Annotated in this window: 18 protein-coding genes; 12 read left to right on the forward strand and 6 right to left on the reverse strand. The window is 46.4% G+C overall.

The features are described 5' to 3' along the window. Window positions 1–157 precede the first annotated feature (157 nt). Window positions 158–1093 carry a tyrosine-type recombinase/integrase gene (locus SH451x_RS01820; protein ID WP_479360597.1) on the forward strand — a complete coding sequence of 312 codons (936 nt, stop codon included), beginning with the start codon at window positions 158–160 and terminating at the stop codon, window positions 1091–1093. Between the two features lie 48 nt (window positions 1094–1141). Here the strand turns inward: SH451x_RS01820 and SH451x_RS01825 are convergent, their stop codons facing one another. Together SH451x_RS01825 and SH451x_RS01830 are read right to left on the reverse strand one after the other, a co-directional pair. Next, on the reverse strand, window positions 1142–1333 hold the full coding sequence (locus tag SH451x_RS01825) for an SDR family oxidoreductase (protein WP_479360598.1): 192 nt from the start codon (window positions 1331–1333) through the stop codon (window positions 1142–1144). 47 nt (window positions 1334–1380) lie between these two features. Next, window positions 1381–1908: a YfiT family bacillithiol transferase gene (locus SH451x_RS01830; protein WP_479360599.1), complete on the reverse strand. Its 528-nt coding sequence runs from the start codon at window positions 1906–1908 to the stop codon at window positions 1381–1383. 171 nt (window positions 1909–2079) lie between these two features. On the opposite strand from SH451x_RS01830, the gene SH451x_RS01835 reads away from it, so the two are divergent. The 3 genes from SH451x_RS01835 to SH451x_RS01845 all read left to right on the forward strand — a co-directional run bounded on the left by SH451x_RS01835 (window position 2080) and on the right by SH451x_RS01845 (window position 3622). Beyond that, complete coding sequence (locus SH451x_RS01835; protein WP_479360600.1) at window positions 2080–2463, forward strand: cupin domain-containing protein; 384 nt, start codon at window positions 2080–2082, stop codon at window positions 2461–2463. A gap of 6 nt (window positions 2464–2469) precedes the next feature. Then, window positions 2470–3015 (forward strand): DinB family protein, encoded by a 546-nt coding sequence (locus SH451x_RS01840; RefSeq protein ID WP_479360601.1) that lies wholly within the window; start codon window positions 2470–2472, stop codon window positions 3013–3015. Window positions 3016–3172: 157 nt separating this feature from the next. Continuing rightward, a complete protein-coding gene (locus SH451x_RS01845) occupies window positions 3173–3622 on the forward strand; it encodes a GNAT family N-acetyltransferase (protein ID WP_479360603.1) in 450 nt (149 codons plus the stop codon). A gap of 83 nt (window positions 3623–3705) precedes the next feature. On the opposite strand, the gene SH451x_RS01850 is transcribed toward SH451x_RS01845, so the two are convergent. Then, the gene (locus SH451x_RS01850; protein WP_479360604.1) at window positions 3706–4110 is read right to left on the reverse strand and encodes a hypothetical protein; all 405 of its coding nucleotides are present in this window, start codon (window positions 4108–4110) and stop codon (window positions 3706–3708) included. A 468-nt stretch (window positions 4111–4578) separates the two neighbouring features. After that, window positions 4579–4848 (reverse strand): hypothetical protein, encoded by a 270-nt coding sequence (locus SH451x_RS01855; protein ID WP_479360605.1) that lies wholly within the window; start codon window positions 4846–4848, stop codon window positions 4579–4581. Window positions 4849–4989: 141 nt separating this feature from the next. Here SH451x_RS01855 and SH451x_RS01860 point away from each other — a divergent pair, with 141 nt between their 5' ends. From SH451x_RS01860 to SH451x_RS01885, 6 genes are all read left to right on the forward strand, one after another. Continuing rightward, window positions 4990–6420, forward strand: coding sequence for an AAA family ATPase (locus SH451x_RS01860; RefSeq protein WP_479360607.1), 1431 nt, complete (start codon window positions 4990–4992; stop codon window positions 6418–6420). Window positions 6421–6581: 161 nt separating this feature from the next. Further along, a complete protein-coding gene (locus tag SH451x_RS01865; protein WP_479360609.1) occupies window positions 6582–6995 on the forward strand; it encodes a hypothetical protein in 414 nt (137 codons plus the stop codon). Window positions 6996–7036: 41 nt separating this feature from the next. Then, a complete protein-coding gene (locus SH451x_RS01870) occupies window positions 7037–7321 on the forward strand; it encodes a hypothetical protein (RefSeq protein ID WP_479360610.1) in 285 nt (94 codons plus the stop codon). Between the two features lie 30 nt (window positions 7322–7351). Then, window positions 7352–7822, forward strand: coding sequence for a hypothetical protein (locus SH451x_RS01875; protein WP_479360612.1), 471 nt, complete (start codon window positions 7352–7354; stop codon window positions 7820–7822). A 75-nt stretch (window positions 7823–7897) separates the two neighbouring features. Continuing rightward, window positions 7898–8083: a hypothetical protein gene (locus SH451x_RS01880; RefSeq protein ID WP_479360613.1), complete on the forward strand. Its 186-nt coding sequence runs from the start codon at window positions 7898–7900 to the stop codon at window positions 8081–8083. Window positions 8084–8939: 856 nt separating this feature from the next. Further along, window positions 8940–13244, forward strand: coding sequence for a WD40 domain-containing protein (locus SH451x_RS01885; RefSeq protein ID WP_479360615.1), 4305 nt, complete (start codon window positions 8940–8942; stop codon window positions 13242–13244). 448 nt (window positions 13245–13692) lie between these two features. Here SH451x_RS01885 and SH451x_RS01890 read toward each other — a convergent pair whose 3' ends face one another. Further along, window positions 13693–15660 carry a WD40 repeat domain-containing protein gene (locus SH451x_RS01890; protein WP_479360616.1) on the reverse strand — a complete coding sequence of 656 codons (1968 nt, stop codon included), beginning with the start codon at window positions 15658–15660 and terminating at the stop codon, window positions 13693–13695. Window positions 15661–15817: 157 nt separating this feature from the next. Next, on the reverse strand, window positions 15818–16615 hold the full coding sequence (locus tag SH451x_RS01895) for a hypothetical protein (RefSeq protein WP_479360617.1): 798 nt from the start codon (window positions 16613–16615) through the stop codon (window positions 15818–15820). Between the two features lie 502 nt (window positions 16616–17117). Here SH451x_RS01895 and SH451x_RS01900 point away from each other — a divergent pair. Continuing rightward, on the forward strand, window positions 17118–17525 hold the full coding sequence (locus SH451x_RS01900; protein WP_479360619.1) for a helix-turn-helix domain-containing protein: 408 nt from the start codon (window positions 17118–17120) through the stop codon (window positions 17523–17525). 113 nt (window positions 17526–17638) lie between these two features. Continuing rightward, window positions 17639–17848, forward strand: coding sequence for a hypothetical protein (locus tag SH451x_RS01905; protein WP_479360620.1), 210 nt, complete (start codon window positions 17639–17641; stop codon window positions 17846–17848). Window positions 17849–17859 lie beyond the last annotated feature (11 nt).

The following is a 17859-nucleotide window of genomic DNA, read 5'->3' on the forward strand; positions in this document are numbered from 1 at the left end:
CTTGGATCTTGAACTGGGACTGAATTGGTTTAGTCGTGCGATGTCCGATCGACGGTTGAAATCTGACGCGTTTTGCGTGACTAATTAGCTTAATGTGAACGATGTCTGCGTCAAAGTTGAGCGAGACATGTAAAGAACTTGTAATAGAGGTGCGTAAATGTTATCCGAAAGTTGTTCCGAAAATTTCCCTGACGATGGGCTGATAATTTCTGTTATCGATGATTCGACAAAACATAAGCTAACGCAGGAGGTGCTGAAGGTAAATGAAGTCGCTTCGGACGAACATCTGTTGAAGCTCTGGTTGCATGAGCGAAGTACAAACACCCAGCGAGCGTACCGCCGAGAAGTGGAGCTGTTCAGAGATTTCGTAAACAAGCCAATGCAGCGAGTTCGGTTGCAAGACCTGCAGGATTACGTTGATCATCTATCGCAAAGGTTGCATCAATCGAGCGTTCGTCGTGCGATCGCTGCAGTGAAGAGCTTTATAACATTTGGGCACCAACTGGGCTATTTGCAGTTCGATGTCGGAAAGCCGGTGCGGTTGAAGAAGCTTCCGGATACGCTGAATCAACGAATCCTTACAGAAGATGATGTCAGACAGATCTTGGCTGTATCTATGCCGCTACGTGATAAGGCAATGTTGTGCCTCTTCTATGCCACAGGACTGAGAGTTTCTGAGATATGCCGTCTTAATTGGTGCGACTTGTCCCAGAGAAACTCTGGTGGGCAACTTACCGCCTACGGGAAGGGCGAGAAGACGAGGACGATTCTAATACCTGCATCAACGTGGGCCGTGATCCAGTCATTGCGATGTTCAGATTCGATGGATGCACCTGTTTTTAGGAGCCGCAAATCAGGACACTTGCGAGAATCGGCGGTGCGAAGAATTGTCAAGCAAGCAGCCATCAAAGCTGGGTTGAGCGACAAAGTTTCGTGTCACTGGTTACGACATGCTCATGCAAGTCACGCTTTGGACAATGGAGCCCCCATTCATTTGGTACAAGCCACTCTTGGACACGTAAGTATCGCTACGACAGGTCGATACTTGCATGCGAGGCCAACTGACTCAAGCAGCAATTACCTGAAATTGTAAATAGTAAGGCCTGGCTTAATCATGGGTTACTTACATTAGTTCAGCGAATCAGTTTGTACTGAGGCCGCCATCGACAATTACAACTGCCCCGGTTGTCCATTTGGCATTTGAAGACGCTAAATAAACGGCCATATGTGCTACGTCTTCCGGCTCACATAGCTGGCCCAGGGCAAACGATTGTCTGACGAATTTAGAGGTTGATCTGTCAGTGACTGGCTGACCGATTAGGTGAATCGCCACTGAGGATAATCAAGTGTGCTATATTCAGGTTTGTTCTTCGTTTTATATCACCAGCCGTGTCGCTTACGGAGCCACAGAATCTGTGCCGTGTGGTGTTGTCCGTGCCAAGCATAGTTATTCAGGGCAAGCCACAGGCTGACAGTTTCACCGGACTGTGGATGATAGAATGTTCGGCTGAATTGCTCTTCGGACATCGACTCCAACATCTGCACCCACTTCGCGTGCAAGCCATCCAAAAGAAGAAGTGATGGTTCCAGATCGCCTGCCTTGGCGTCACTGAGTTGTACCCAATCTGCTTCCTCGTAGGCTTTGATGGTGGGATTGTCTTCTGTCAGTGCCCATTTGAATCGAATGATGCTATGCAAATGGCTGTCTGCGATGTGATGGGCAATCTGACGTATCGTCCAGTTCTTGTAGAGTGTATCGAGTTGTGGATCCGACAGCCCAGCAACTGCCGATCTCAGTAAGGATGGGGCTTGGCGTATCAATTCGACGAGTTGCGACCTTGAGGATTCGTCATAGTTCGCGATCGGATTACAAGTACCTGCAGGCTGGTCTGGTGGCGTGTTTAGCATCGAGTATTTTTCTTCTTTGTGGCGTCACTGTTACTGACGTTTTTAAACTGTCGGATAGTTCTTGCTAATTGTTTCGTTTGCGTACGGGATGAACCTCAACCGACCGTTTGGTGTCGTTCGCAAAGTTCACTTCAGTCAACCGAGACATAATCTAACCGAATGAGTTCACTCATGTCCGCTTCAGATCAATCGGACTTCAGCTTTTCACTTGAACAAATTCCATGGGAAGAAACAGCTCCTGGATTGCGTGTGAAGGCTCGGCAGGTGGGTGCTTTTCGTTTTCGGCTGCTTGAATTCACTTCTGCGTTTCGAGAACTCGACTGGTGCATGATTGGACACCGTGGCTACGTCTTAAGTGGAGAGATTGTAGTCAACATCGAAGGTTCGCTAGTGACATTCAAGAAAGATGATATGGTCAACATTCCGAGTAATACTCGCCACAAGCATCATTCGACAAATCAAACGGCTAGACTTTTTGTCATTGAAGAAACTGATAAGAGCGAGCTACCGACAAAACCTAACACCGGAACTAGTCGTTCTTCGTACAGGAAATGATCTAAAATGAATTGCACCGATTCAATTCGACGCCTTCATCAGCATCGCATGTGGGTTAATCGCCGGTTGATCAACGCCGTTCAACTTCTTACCGACGATCAATTACGCCAAAATTTACCTATTGGACAGGGCAGTGTTTGGAAAACACTCACTCACATGATGGCGGCCGAATACGTTTGGCTCGAAACGCTGCTAGGCAATGAATCGTCTGCCATGCCTGGGGACCTACCAAACAAGCTGCCAGGGAATCAGGAAGGCAACGAAGCGTTACAAACGCTGAGTGAACTATGCAACAGATGGCTTGAACTCGAAGAGCATTGGCAGAACTACCTAACTTCCATGACTGACGATTCACTGGATGACATCGTGTTTCGTTATAGTACTAGCTCAGGGGCAGGCAAGCGTTTTGGAACAAAGCGACTTGATATCTTGCTGCATGTCTGTACCCACGCTCAGTACACGACCGCTCAGCTCGTCAACATGCTACGCCAACTTGGCCAAACGGAACTTCCGGATGTGATGTTGATTACGATGGCAAGACAAGAACCCTGATGAGCAAACGTCACAGTCAACTTTCTGTAGTTGGCAAGAGGAACAAACGACGGCCTAGTTAACGCTGACAGATTCATCAGCACAGAATTTGCTGTCAGTCCAAGGACTTCGCCATTGCGTTTCTTGTAACATCGATACCTGAGGTCAAGATCCAAAAATGCGAACAATCCGACTAGCAACGATCGATGACAAATCTGAACTCGAAGCTTTGCAATTGCGTGCTTCGCTTGCGAATAATTCAGAGAATGCTGATATTCTTGACAATCCAGACTGCGTGACTTTACCACGAGAACAAATAGAAGCGGGACAAGTCTTTGTAATGGAAGAAGACAATGTTGCTATAGGGTTTGCCGCGATAATCAATCCTGATCCGAACAGGCTTGAAATCGATGGCCTGTTTGTCGAACCGAATTGTTGGCGTAGTGGAGTCGGAAGAATGCTGGTGCGACATTGCGTAACTTACGCACGCGAAAAGAAGAAAGATTTTATTGATGTTGTGGGGCACCCGCGTGCCAAACACTTTTACGAAGCGTGCGGCTTCACGTTTGTGTGTGATGAGCCGACACGATTTGGAATGGCAATGCGAATGAAGCTTAGCGTTAACTGATCAAAATGTCGTACTTCGTTTGCTGATGGAGAAAAGTCCATCACGTAGGCACTTACTGGTTCTTCTTTGATTGGGATCGGCGGCTAAGGCAGCGGAGCTAGATCGGGGGCTACAAACTTCGATTTGGCTTCCCAGGACATTAGCAGATCACGTGAATAGTAGTCAGATAACACATTCTTGGTCATCAATTCAGGATGCAACTTACAAAACGCATCGGAAGATTCGTGAGGACCGGTTTTGTCATTGGCTGCAGACACAAGATGCATAAACGCTTGCGTGATCGTTTCGTGATAGCCTCGACCTATTGCTTCGGGTGTATCTGTTGCTTTGTTGTATGCCTTAATGCGGTCACGAATAAAGTTGATTGCGGTTTCGCGATCGTGCGAAGATGCATACAGAAATGCGACACGGACGTGAGCTCGAGGAGTCCATTGTTCAATTGGAAGCGAACAGTTCTCGAAAGCGGTGAGTAAGTCTGCGTCTTTCATGTCTTGTAAGAAAAATCTGGTTGCCGATTTGCTGCCATTTTCATATTGTCTGCTTCGCGAGGGAAGATACGAAGCTTATAAGACTGCATAGCCGACTTGGGTACAGAAGAGTTGGATATCGGTCGAAGCTAAACTAGTGTACCTAATCGCTCAAGCGGAATGGCTCGGAGGACTCTAGATAAAAGGCCAAGTGTGAGCGACGAAATGCTGTTAGAGAAAGTTGAGATCGATCACAATCGTGGATACCAGTCGTCGCGAACCCTAGCTGTGGAAACACTAAAACGCCATGTGTTATTGCGGCTTCATCGTCTAGCTTACAAGCCTCCTCTAAGAATGAAAAATCCCACGTTACCAATAACGTTTCGTTGATACTAGGCGTTGTAGTTGGGAAGAACGAGACCTCAGCAAGTAGATTTCTGTCGTCGCTGAATCCAACCCTCCAGTCCTCAAATTCATAAACTGTCTTCTTTATCCAGGAGTCTGGTACTGACTGGTTGGTTCTCCGATCAGTCGCCAACATTCTTCCGGTGACATCGCGTCAAACAGCAGCGGTCCAACGCTTAGATAGGGGATGATGTTCATCTTTGAAGCTCCGGTCATAGCCGTATTCAGATTTAGCGTTCGTTCAGTTTGCAAGTGCGATGGTGTTAGCATATCAAAAAAGTGGGACGAAGCGTGCGTCGCAGAAATGACTTGAATAAGGTGCCGCAATACTCCCCCATCTTGCAGGTTTTCCACTTTCTACATTCACTTCTGCTGCTTGTGAGCGAACCTGCTCTCGAAATGTTACACTCTGTTCATGCAGGATTATCGGCGAAGTTGTTAATGTCACGTCCTCGCGTTTAGTTGGCTCAAACTCAACACAAATTTTCTACGATCATGATGCAGTACTTCGGTTGGCTTTTTCTTGGCCTTGTGGTTGGTGCTATCGTCGCATGGGCAATTCGAAGTAAATTAGCTTCCGACGAAAACGCAACATCAAAGGACGCAATATCGACGCTCTTGCGAACTCACTTTTCCCCAGTTCAAGTCGAGCAGCTTTCGATTTCTCAGCGACAATTTCCTTACCGAGTCCGTGCCGATTTGCAAAAATCGATCGATCTGTTGTTAGGTTCAAATTCGAAGGTGCATCACTTCTCTGGTATCCGAAGTGAGTACTCGCATAGTTCGCCTACGATGACCGACTGTGTAGTCGAAAGCTCTCACAATCAGACGAAGGCAACACCACCTGAATACGAAGAGCTTGACACTGGGGATGAAGTGCCGGTACGAGTGCTTAAGAATGCTTTATGGTTGCTTGAGATTGATGGTGATCGAATCGCTCTGATGTTGTCGCCATGCGGCCACTACATGGACATAACGGGAATACAGATTGAAGTTGCAAGCAAAAATGATGCGACTGGTGCTGCTCTCACGCGTCGTATCTTCTCCCAGCTTGAAGAAGCAGTTGCAAAAGGTGAGACCTATCGAGGGAAAATCCTTTCATTACAAAAGTCTGAACATAGATACTCCGGCAGATCGTCAGGCATCACAGTGCACAAGCTTCGAAACGTATTGCGTGAAGAGGTCATACTTCCCGCCCATACGTTAGAGCTTCTTGAACGAAATGTCGTGAACTTTGCGAAGAACCGAGCACGTCTTGCATCGATTGGGTTGTCAAAAAAGAAGGGACTCTTGTTTTACGGCCCTCCCGGGACCGGAAAAACGCATACGTTACATCATCTTGCAAACTCGCTTGACGGTCACACGACGCTGATCATTTCCGCCGAACAAGTAGGTTTGCTTGGAGAGTACATGACTCTTGCCAGGTTACTGCAGCCAAGCATCGTGTTGATTGAAGATGTTGATCTAATTGCACGTGATCGGGCTTCAATGAATAGTCCTTGCGAAGAAATCTTGCTCAACAAGTTGCTCAACGAGATGGATGGGCTCACCGAAGACGCGGAGATCTTCTTTATTTTGACAACCAACCGACCGGAAGCACTGGAAGCCGCGTTGGCCGCAAGGCCTGGACGAATTGATCAAGCGATAGAGTTTCCTTTACCTGATGCGATTGGTAGAAAAAAACTGATTCAGCTTTATGCCCCGTCGATTGATCTTTCGGAACAACTAGTTGAATCGACGGTGAAACGTACAGAAGGAGTTAGTGCTGCTTTCATAAAAGAGTTGATGAGGCGTTCGACTCAATATGCAATTGAACGTGACGGTGCGAAAGAGTTGCTTGAATCCGACCTAGAATCCGCGTTGAATGAAATGCTGCACAGCGGAGGTTTGCTAAATCGAAAGCTTCTGGGGGCTCGAGAAGCCTAAACAGACGCACTTAAGATGTTTCGCCATAATTGACCATCTTACGTAAGCCAACTTCTTGCCAAGTGGCTGAACTATTTCAGTTCAACAAACTTCTCAGCGACTGCTTAACACTGTGTAAGCACTGCAAATCGCAGTGCAATCATGTTGTTAAGGAGCCGCTCATGCTGTTTTCAGTTATCTATTCTGTCGACGTACCGGAAGACGTCAATCTTGACCGATTTGCACCACCTTTCGCTGACGAGCTATGGGACGAAACCGAGTCGGGCGAAAGCGAATACTCGTATCTTGAAGGCGACTGGGAAAACGGTACGCATAAGAAATGGTGTGCCATCCTTACTCGGGAGCAGTTCGATGACTTTGTCGAACACTGCGATTTAGTTGCCGAACGAACAGAGACAATGGGATCGCTTCAAGCACCAGGATGTGGCTACTGGGCACCTGCAATCAGCTTCAGCAGCAACCGTGATTGCTCTATCGCTAGTGCATACGTTACTCCCTTGCCAGAAGTCGAGCGAGAGCTTGATGAGGATGACTGGGACCGAGTGAAGCGAGCAGTACTCGCTGTTTATGCTTAGCAGTCCAATTCAACTCATCATCAAAAACAGAAAATAACCTTATGATTCAAACCGACAAGCGACTTTTCACACTTGGCCAGATCGTAGCGACTCCAGCAGCAATTGAAGTTTTGGAGATTGCGGGTATTGCACCCGCTACGCTCATTACTCGACACGTCACAGGAGATTTTGGCGAGTGCTGCGACGAGGACTGGCAGACCAATGTTGGAGCTATTGAGAATGGTGAGCGTGTCTTCTCTGTTTACAAGGTTGGTGAAGAGGCGATCTGGATTATTACTGAAGCCGACCGATCTTCGACTTGCGTACTAACTCCAGATGATTACTAGTCTGAGTGACTGCTTAGCAAAGAGTAAGGCATGAGCACTTCGCTCATGTTGATCTTGCTAAAGGAGACTACAATGGGCTGGTATTTCAATGAAGTTGGTACTCGCAAAGACCTGATCGACGATTTGACGCAAGGACGACAACACACTCGAGAAGATGGCGTCGTTGTAAATTCAATTTGTCTCAAGCACTGCTTCCGAGGCAACGTTTTCAGTGGCGTACTGTGGACTGTAGGGGAGCGAACATTCATGCTTGACGGAGTTGAGTCGCAATCCTCCGAACGTTGGATCGGTTGTGATCTGATCAACTGCGTGAAATCAAAGTGGGGCTATAAACCGCTTTGCGAAGTAGACTTTCCTTACTACTTTTCCTGCCCATTGGGTTACTTAGAGCTTGTGCCGCTGGGCCGATACCAAGGCAATGCGAATTGGCGAAAGGACGTGCGAAAGCATCATGCGGAGAGAGCGTCAAGGAGAAATGAAAAACGTCAGCTCATCGCATAACGTAGCGATAGGCATGAGTAGCGACTGCTTAGTTGATTAGCAATTTTCACTAACCAACCTTTGGAGAGTACAAGCATGTTTTACTATCGACCCGAGCAAAAGCGTTTGATTCGCCAAACAATTCGGAATTTCTTACTTATCGCAAGTTATCAACAGCTATGGATTGAGCTACTCATCTCGCTCAATCACGGCGACCAGTACAGAGCGGCTTGCATTGATGAACTGATCGATGAACGGCTTGCTGAAGCCGAAGCAAGCTAATGCGGCGGGTGGCTAGAGAGAATTTGTGGCCATATCGATCCAACTATCAAGTTGTTGCAAAATCGAAAATGCAACAACTATTCGGTTATGAGTGACTGCTTAGGTACCATGACTGCCCAAGAGGGGTTAAGGGCGGAGAGTCTCTTTGTTTATTAGACTATGGAATTTAGCGTTTGAGGGTATCCAAAGCGAGGTTGACTTTGCCGCAGAAGATCCGAATCTGAGCGTTGTCGAGATTGCAAGAGCCGTAACTGAAACCTCAATAGATTAGAGATGAATGTTGAAATCTTCACTAACGGCACCGGTTCCCCAATGGCCTTTGTAGAACATAAGGCCCCGATGGTGACTCTCGAATATCATGGACTCTCATCCCTGGTTTAATTTGTCGCCGTGTGGCCCAACCGTACTAACTAGCAACCTGTGCTTCTGGCTATGCCGGGACGCGAGTCACAGATTGCATGGTATCTACTTGTCACCAAGATTACTCGGGAGCAGAAGACATGTTGTGAGCCGGGGCATCATATCAAGGAAATTGTAGAGATACTACAAAATTCTAGATTTGATCGACTACGGCTTTCTCGGCCGGGCGGCACTAAACTGATCGCACGCTCCAGTTAGCGTCCAAACCAAGTAATGCATGACGGTGAGCAGTAGTTGTTTCTTTCATAAGCAAAGGGTACGCTAACGGCCGAACGTACACAGCTATCGACTGAATTTCAGAAAGAACCGCCGACGTCTCGCATCAAATGCTCCGCTGATCGGATAAAATTGCAGACGAAAGACGTCGGTCACTGTGATCGCGATACACTTGAGAGCAACAAGTATTCGTTTGGGCTTAGCCACAGAATGAAGAGTCATGAAAATATCGATGGACCAGCGGGAATGGATGCGACATGGTTGGATGTCGTTGGCAGCAACACTTGGTTCCGCGACGTCCTACGTATTGTCATTGAATCAAGGAGAGAACTCGCTGGGTTCTCTCTTAAATGGGTTAGCAGTTGGGACTGCTAGTTCTGCGGCGGGTATTCTTGCAGGCAGGATGGGGAATGTCCTCCATGATTCTTTAAAAAAACAGCATCTGTCCCCGCAGGACCTGTACAACAATCACGATTTAATAACGTTATGCGGAAACGCGACAGCAATGGTGGTGGCGAATTTAAGCGAGGATTCCGAGGAAGTCCCGAGCACCGAAATACGTCAGCTTTTGAAGCGACTAGGCCCGCTTGTAAGTGAAGAATGGAGTGAACTCGGTCGCATCTCCCCGGAGCTTACGGAGCTACCTAAAGATGAACTAGTTGGATGGTATCGACAGGCATCCGGCGAACTTGGCAATCCGGTCGCATTGTCGCCAGACATTTGGGTAATACTTTTGTCAATGGTCACCAAAAAGCACGAAATAACTCTAAACGAGAATTGGCTCCATGTCGTAGCCGAGAAGATTACTCAACGTCTTCCCATTGCTGTTCGTGAACTCCTGAAAGACGACTTTACGTCTGATAACGGTGGTAGGGCATACTCAGGCTTTGTTATCAAAGTTCTTTCCGAAATCCACGGTGGCCTCAATGACTTAGCACTCAACTCAAACCTACAGCACGAGGAAACATTACGTGAAATAATCGATTCTCGAAATCTAATTGTTGGTCTGTGCGAACAAAGTTCCTCACCAGGCACTGCGTTCGAGAAGTCCTTAGCGATTATTGAAGACCATGCTGCAAAACTGAAAAGTATATTACTCGGTGTAAATCAGTTGAAGGAAGAGCAAATACGCACCAGAGAACTGGTTAAAGAGCAACTGGAACTCACTAGGTTAAATGTTCTGCACGTCAGAGCGGAACCGACAAGTCATAACAAACGAGTTAAAGAACTGGGGACACCAATACTTGATACCTTAGCTGGAATACGTGTGCTAGGCCGCATGAACATGCATACAAAGCAAGTAAATCGAATTGCTTGGTCTCACGGAAGTGGTCTTTTATGCTCCACATCGTGTGACAGTACCGCGTGTATAGTCGACGCAAACACTATGAAGGTCACGCAATCCTTCAATAAGCATGGTCACTGGGTTTTTGGAGCAGCCTGGTCCCCAGATAATGACTTCGTAGCAACTTGTTCTGCCGACCAAACGGTTCGTATTTGGAAACCAGATACTGGTGAAGAGAGCCTATGTCTTTTGGTTCATGATGGTTGGGTATATGACGTGGATTGGTCGCCGAAAGGAAATATAATTGTCTCTGGTGGTAGCGACGGATTTTTAGTTTTCTGTGACTCTGAGACAGGTAAAGTTTCAGCTCGAATTCACTCCGGTGGCACATCCGTTTTGACTGTGTGCTTTTCGCCTGATGGAAAATATGTGGCCAGCGGATCAGAAGCCCACGGTTTGCAAATCTGGGACTCAACGTCACACGAATTGGTCAGAAGACTTATTGGTCACCATGGTGCGATTACAGGTATTTCGTGGTCACCTGATGGCCAAACGATCGCCACTACTTCAAAAGACAAAACGGTTCGAGTCTGGAACGCTAATAGTGATTCGTGCACTATCTGTTTGGAGGGGTTTACGCATGACGCTCAGTCCGTAACCTACTCATCTGATGGTAAAATGTTGGCAGCAAAGTCGTTCGACCAGCACTTGAAAATATGGAATACAGAATCCTGGGAGACGTTACTTGAGCAACGGGCACCTGTACGACGTTCGTTTTCGAATAATCCCAGCATTGCATTCGATAAATGTACAAATCGATTAGCTGTTCTTCATCGTCGCGATACTGAAATTACAATACTAGACGTAGATCAAGATGCACTTGTCCCCCGCAGCGACACAAAGTCAGTTCAGTATTCTAATGCAAAAGTCGTCTTGTTAGGTGATAGCGGTGTCGGGAAAACCAAGCTTGGCTACAGGCTTGCGGAAGGTAAATGGGATGAACGCGATAGATCAACTCACGGAATGCAAGTATGGAGTCTACATGAAGAAGCTGATAAAGACATATTATTATGGGATTTTGCGGGACAGCCAGAGTATCGACTGGTGCATCAGATTTTTCTAAATCAAGCAAATCTTGCCTTGCTACTCTACGATCCGACCAAATCCGATGATTCTTTTGCGGGAGTAAGTTATTGGATTTCTGCTCTAGATAGAACTTCAGATGGTCCAGTGAGGAAATGGTATGTAGCCTCTCGGACCGACGTTGGAAGCGTTCGGTTAATGCCTCGGAAGATTCAGTCAATTTGTAGTCAAACGGGCTTCGATTCACATTTCGAAACCAGTGCATTTACTGGCGAGGGTTGCGACAAATTGAAGCAAGAGATTATCAATGGTATTAGCTGGTCTTCGCTCCCCAAGACTAGTAGTCCTGAGATCTTTCGGGCCATCAAACAATTTCTGATTTCGGTACGAGACGATACTCGATACTTAGTGCGTCAGTCGACGCTTTTCAGAGAGTTTACCTCTCAAGCCTCCGGCAGTGCCGCAACTGAAGCACAGTTTCGGACAGTTATTGGCCACGTCGAAAACACGGGCGTTATTAAAAGACTTTCTTTCGGGGACCTCGTTCTCTTGCGGCCCGAACTTCTGAACGGTTTTGCTTCCGATGTTATTGACGCCGCCCGTCGCCATAACGCTGGACTGGGTTGCGTTCTTCGATCAGAGGTCCTAGAAAGTCGCATTCGTCTAACAGATGCTGACCAATTGGATGATGTTGATCGAACCTACTTACTACATGCTACAGTGGAAGAATTTCTGCGTCTCGGTTTGGCTTTCGATCAAGACGGTTGGCTAGTATTTCCGGCAAAGTTCAACGAGGAAATGCCCGAAAAATCGTCAGAGGAATTCCATGAACAAGTTGAGTTTCAACTTCAAGGACCTGTTGAAAACGTTTATGCAACTCTAGTCGTAAAACTATATTACGGTGGAATTTTCAAGCTAATCAGTGCTTGGAAAAACACCGTTGTTTTTATGTGTTTGAACGGGACCCAGTGTGGCGTAAAGTTGGTTTCATCAGCTAATGGTGCTGCTACTTTTTGCATGTTTTCTCTTAACAACAGCGAATCGAATCTTTCCCTTTTTGAAAGAGCTATAGAGTCACACCTTACCGCATGTAATATTGTATTTCAAAAATCGCGGATCGTTCGTTGCGAACACTGCAAGAATGTAGTAACTGATAGGAATGCGTTGACTCGAGCTTTCGCAGAGAATATTCAAAACTTTCCTTGTCAATATTGTTTTAAGTACTTTAATTTGAACGCTCAAGCTCAGTTTTCCCTTAACGAATCGAGTGAACAAGTAATTGAGACGATGACGTATACTGCCAGCGGTCGCCTTGAAGAAGAGGGCGACGAAGTTTCTGCATTGGCCGAACTACGAAGCGAGCGATTCCGTGACTGGATCGGCGTCACTAAGCAGCTTTCGATTGTAAGTATGAAGTTTCGTCCCACTTCCGAGGAAGTTCAAAGGTTGGCGACCGACGAATGGTCAGAATTCAAGAAGTTCTTGATAAGCAATTCAGAATTTTCCTCGACCATGCGAGAGGGGTATTTCATCAGTGGGCAAAGTAGTGGTGCGGTCGTAATATTTAAAGCTGCAGTAAATGCTATTGAGTTCAGCCTAGGCATTCACACAGCTTATAAGGAGAGCCCCGTTGGCTTACAGTTTGGGATTTCGACAGGTCCCACTGAGTGGACTACACCAGTATTCGATCGCTCCAATCAAATAGCATGTTCAAGCGAATTGTCAGTTATTTGCGATGAAAGTACTTTTAAAGATGTGAGCAAAGATGACAGCGTGGGAGTCTATCTTTTCACTCAAGCCAGCGTTGACTCAGTTGAATACGAGCTTTGGCGAGCAGAAATTAAAGGAGGCTTCATTACTGGCACGGTGAAGTACCGAAACGGCAGTGCTGCAAGGAATATGTGCATTTCGGGGGTTCTTGTCAGTGGGGAAGTGACGCGAGAAACAAAAAGCGACGAAAACGGTCGCTTCGTTTTAACATGGGAAGATCGTCAACCGCTTTTTCAGTTAAAGATAAATAATAAAGTCGAAGTCTCCAATGTTCGGATCGGTGACCACGTATGTTTAACAACCAGTCGACCAAACTCAAACCGGAATTCTGGTACTCGAACCCGGATCAAAAAGCGATCAAGAGGACGAGGGAGAAATGGAAGATAATCACGTTGTGCTAGGCTCATGAAACAATTTATACCGACCTGACCAAGTTCCCAAATTTTAAGTGAGTAGCGGCTGCTTAGTTAGTTAGTGATTCCACTAACCAGCCTATTCAGCGTACAAGCATGTTCTGCTACCGTCCCGAGCAAAACCGTTTATCCGCCAACCTATCGTCGAATGTGGGTAGAGTTGCTCATCTCACGAAATCATCCTAGCTAGCATAGAGCTAGTTGCATCGACGAACTGATTGATGAGCGGCTTGCTGAATCGGACGCAAGCTGACACGACGATTTGCAAGAGTGAATCTACGGCCATATCAATTCAACTTCCGAGTTGTTGCAAAATCAGAAACGCAACAACTATTCGGGAATCAGTGACTGCTAAGGTACCATCGATGCACCAGAGCGGTTAAGGGCGAGAGTCTCTTTGTTATAAGCAAGTGCGTTGTTTCTTAATTCTTCATGTCCCAAACGCGAATTGTGCCATCTGCCGAGGCTGAGTAGAACTTCTTGCCGTCTGGCGAGAATTCAATATCAAGGATGGCCGCAGAGTGTCCGAAAAGTTCATCGACCTTCACACCAGATTTCAAGTTGTAAATGTTGAGAGAGCTAATGGACCAATGTTCTACTCCGTACCAATCTCCGCCGGAACGCCCTCCGCCTCCCCCTGTAACCAAAAAATCTCCGTGAGGTGAAAACCGAGAAGCGTGTTGCCAGTTGTGTACCGTATGAAACTCGAATCGCTTTTCTCCGGTTTTTAAATCAAAGATGAATGTCTTCATTTCAGGTGGATTCTGTTTGGGTCTTGCAGGCCCCGTGGTCGCAGCAAGAAATCTCTGATCATCCGACACCGCTAAAGAAAAGCATCGGTCCCGAAGACCATTGAATTTCTTAATCGCTTTAAGTTCAGATCGTTTAGTAAATGACGCAAGCTCTATCGGGAAGCTACCCTCAGTGCAACCCAGCAAGATAGAATGACCATTGTTGAAAAAGAGAACCGAAGGAATCCATGCTTTCACACTGTTAAGTACTTTTCCGTCAAGCGTGCTAAAGCGAATAACATTGCCTGCACCTGACACCACGCAATGCTTACAATCAGCCGAGAAAACCAAATCTCCAAGATTGTCCCCTGCACCTGGTGGAATATCGACGGTCTTAAAGATGTTTCCAGATTGGGCATTTATAAAAAATATTTTTTTACTCGACGCGGCGATAAGATTTGCTGTGTTAGGAATCCTCTGGACAGCTAGAGCTGACTGGTTTTCGGTTTTCGCAATCCATACTGGTGCAATATTTGGCAAAATTGTTGTGTTGTAACATCGAATTGTTCCATTTTCACAAGCGACAACAATATTGTTTTCGTCCACAACAACAAGATCAAAGAACTTTCCATCGCTTTTGCCTATAAGATTCTTGATACGCGGTTGATCACCGCCGTCTACCGCATCGCCTCTAGTTCCCGTATTCCCGTTTATTCTTCGGGCAGTCCAGTTGGAAATCACGCCGTTTTCCAGCTTATGATTTCCTAGGAACGAGTAAAATCCCTGAAATTTGATTACGGCGGTACCAAAAGCAACGTCTGAATACGTGACGACGTAGTCGGCTTCTCGTTTATGCCATACCCCCACTACATCGTCGCCAATCGCAACTTTACCCTTATCAGTGAAAGTGTAGATTGCGATTCCATGATCCATTGTATCCGGCTTAACCCACTCAACTTCATACGTGCCTTTTATAATGTCGTCTGCGAGATTTGCTTTCGCTTGATGTTCTGATGGCGGAGGTTCCAACTCCCTCTTTGGATCCGGCCGAACTACTTCTACCGACGCAGTATCGGGCTGCTTGCTCCCCAAATTGGTCCCTTCAGGGTCTGCAGCGGAAGGTGTACTGGAATGTATTTCTTCGGTTTGATTTAACGTATTTAATTTAGATTCGGAAAAGGCCGTGTCAGACAATGAGGCGATCAGTGCTTCATCTAGTTCGATGGGAAGTACTGTCTTTTGCTCTGCTTGTAGCTCATCGTCAAGCGTAAGCATACTACGTGATAACTCGTCGAGTTCCGAATCCGTGAGCCCGGTTTCTCTTGCAGCAATTCTTCGTTCTATCGTGCGAAGACGCGACTCGCTTTTAAAGATGGCCAAGTCATACTCGTCCAGCTTTTTTTGATACAGCATTGCTTGCTGAAGAACGTCTCGGAGCTCGCCAAGCAGAATGCTTGCCTTGGGATTATCGCTTTTGAGCTCAGTGCTTGATACACCAAGGGATTTTAGGTTGATGATTAAACCGTTTTTGTCTTTTTGAAGCGATATGCTGAGCTTTGTCAGATCTTCCTTTGTCGATTTCCAGTCACCAATTTTGCTGTTTAGGTCGACAACTTGTTCACTAAGGCTGTCGACCTGAACCTTGGACTCGACTACCACGCTGCTACTTACTTCACTCGGCTTCGAGCAGCAACAGTGCGACGTCAGTATGAGTGGCAAGCAGAAGATACAAAGCAGTGATCTGCTTCTTTTGCTCACTCTTGTCGTGCACTTCAATCGGTTAAACAAAGTGGTAGGTAGCATGCGAATACTTAAATCATTCTGACGTTCCTAGCAGCTGATCAATCTCCGCAATAGTGTCGTCTTCCGTCGATGTGGCTGAGAGAATATCGTCAATTGAATTCATGTTGCTGCTCGAATCTCTTTCGTCTTGCCATTTCTCATCTTGAACGGCAAGTTCTACATCCATTTTTTCAGAAATTCCTGCTACTTGCTTTTCCAAATCATCGAAATCTAAACCATCCCCGAGCACTGCGGAGCCGTTGGTGTTCTTCATTGCATCTAGGGCAACGGCCTTGGTCTTTATCTCATCCAGAGTCAATCGGATTGAATCAAGTCGACTCTCTGCTTCTTCTTCTCTCTTCTCGAGGGACGCAACCGTTTCAGCAAGTTTTCTTTGTGAGGTTTCTAGCGTTTCAATCTGTGAGACCAACTTTTTTCTCGATGCGACGGTTGTGTCAGCCATCTTCTTCAACTCTGCTGGCGAAATCGTCTTTCCAGCAATATCTACATCGCCTCCTTGCTTCAAATAATCACGCAGCCGAACAAGTGCTTTGTCGATGTCGGTGACTTTCAATATTGTATCATCGATTTTCTTCGTGATTTGAGTCAGCCTAACTTTTGTCTCGATCCTACCCTTTTTGATTTCGTTGATCCCGCCTTCCATCTTTTCGACCGCAAACTCGGCTTCTTTTTGTTTGACTTTTACATCGCCGATTAGTCGATCAATCTGCCCGGTAATGTTGTCCTTTAGAACGGAGCTGCGAGCATCGCAGCCGACGAAGAAAATAATGCTGGAAGCCACAATCAAGTGGAACGTGTTAACTTTTGACATTTGAAATCCGTACTGCGAAAAACTGGATACTACAGATCGATATTGGCAATGTTCTCACGCGGTTTGGAACATTGCTCTTGATTGGAAAGCGAGGAAACCATGCTGGGTAGCTCATCAGGACTTTGCAAACCTTTGTGGCTTTCAATCGTGCTGATGTCATTGTGTAATTAACTTCGTCTCGAGTTCTGATTACTGTCGTTTCGTTTTGGCTCACAATTGCATTCAAGCAAAACCCGTGTCTGAGTGATTCCGTTCCCCTAGCAGTGAACTCAAAGCTGAAAGAATTTTGTGCAAAAAGTGCCTTTGTCGATAAAATTCACAATGGGTTTTCCACGCTATGAGTGGTAAAGCCCAAAGCATTTAATCAGCGGGGCACTCGCCTAAAACAAGAACGAAAGGATACACCATAACATATTGTACTCACAATAGTGGTTGTGGAAACATCCAATAAGACGGGCTTTTAGGTCACAGGTGCCGACAGATTCACTTGGGAGAATCGGTTATGGCAAAGAAGAGAAATCCTAATACTGTGGTCCAGCAGGATCGAGTGGTTCTCCGGTTTGCGTCGAGACTACGTGAAGTCAGAGCCTCTCGAGGAATGACCCAGCTTGAACTGGCCACGCTGGCAAAAGTTACATCTAGCTATGTCGGGAGGCTGGAATCTGGTTCTACTAGTCCAGGTATAGATTTGCTCGAACGGTTGGCCAAAGCACTTCAGGTAACTACACACGAGTTGTTGCCCCTTCCTGTACGTGAAAGTGACGAGGAGGCTGATTTTCTGCAAAAGCGAGCATCTGAGCTCTTCCAAGAGCTACTCTTGAATTCCGATCGCGAAACACTGCTCATGCTCTGTCCTTTGTTTAACAGATTGATCGAATCCTTGTCGCGAAAACGCAAGTCGCGAAATTAAGGACAATCTCACCTGGAATAGAAGCGTGCTTTCTTGCGAAAGTGGCTCACATTTTTGAGCTATCTAGCGAATTTTTCCGCTCTACGTTGATAGCATCTAATCTGGGAGAGCTTATGAGTGAAGAAGTGGCGAAGCAACGATTGATAGAAATTTTAGAGGAATTCGACCTATCCACTGTGTTGCACATGCTTGGCGACATTTGCGGAGAGTCACACGAAAAATGCATCAGGGCCTGTCAGGAAGAAGCTGCGGCGAAAAATAAGCTTTTGCAGGCATCATTGATAGTTTTCGCCTGTGGAATTGAAGCAAATCTCCCCGGTTAAGGTGCTCCTCG

The organism is Njordella aestuarii, from assembly GCF_056494165.1.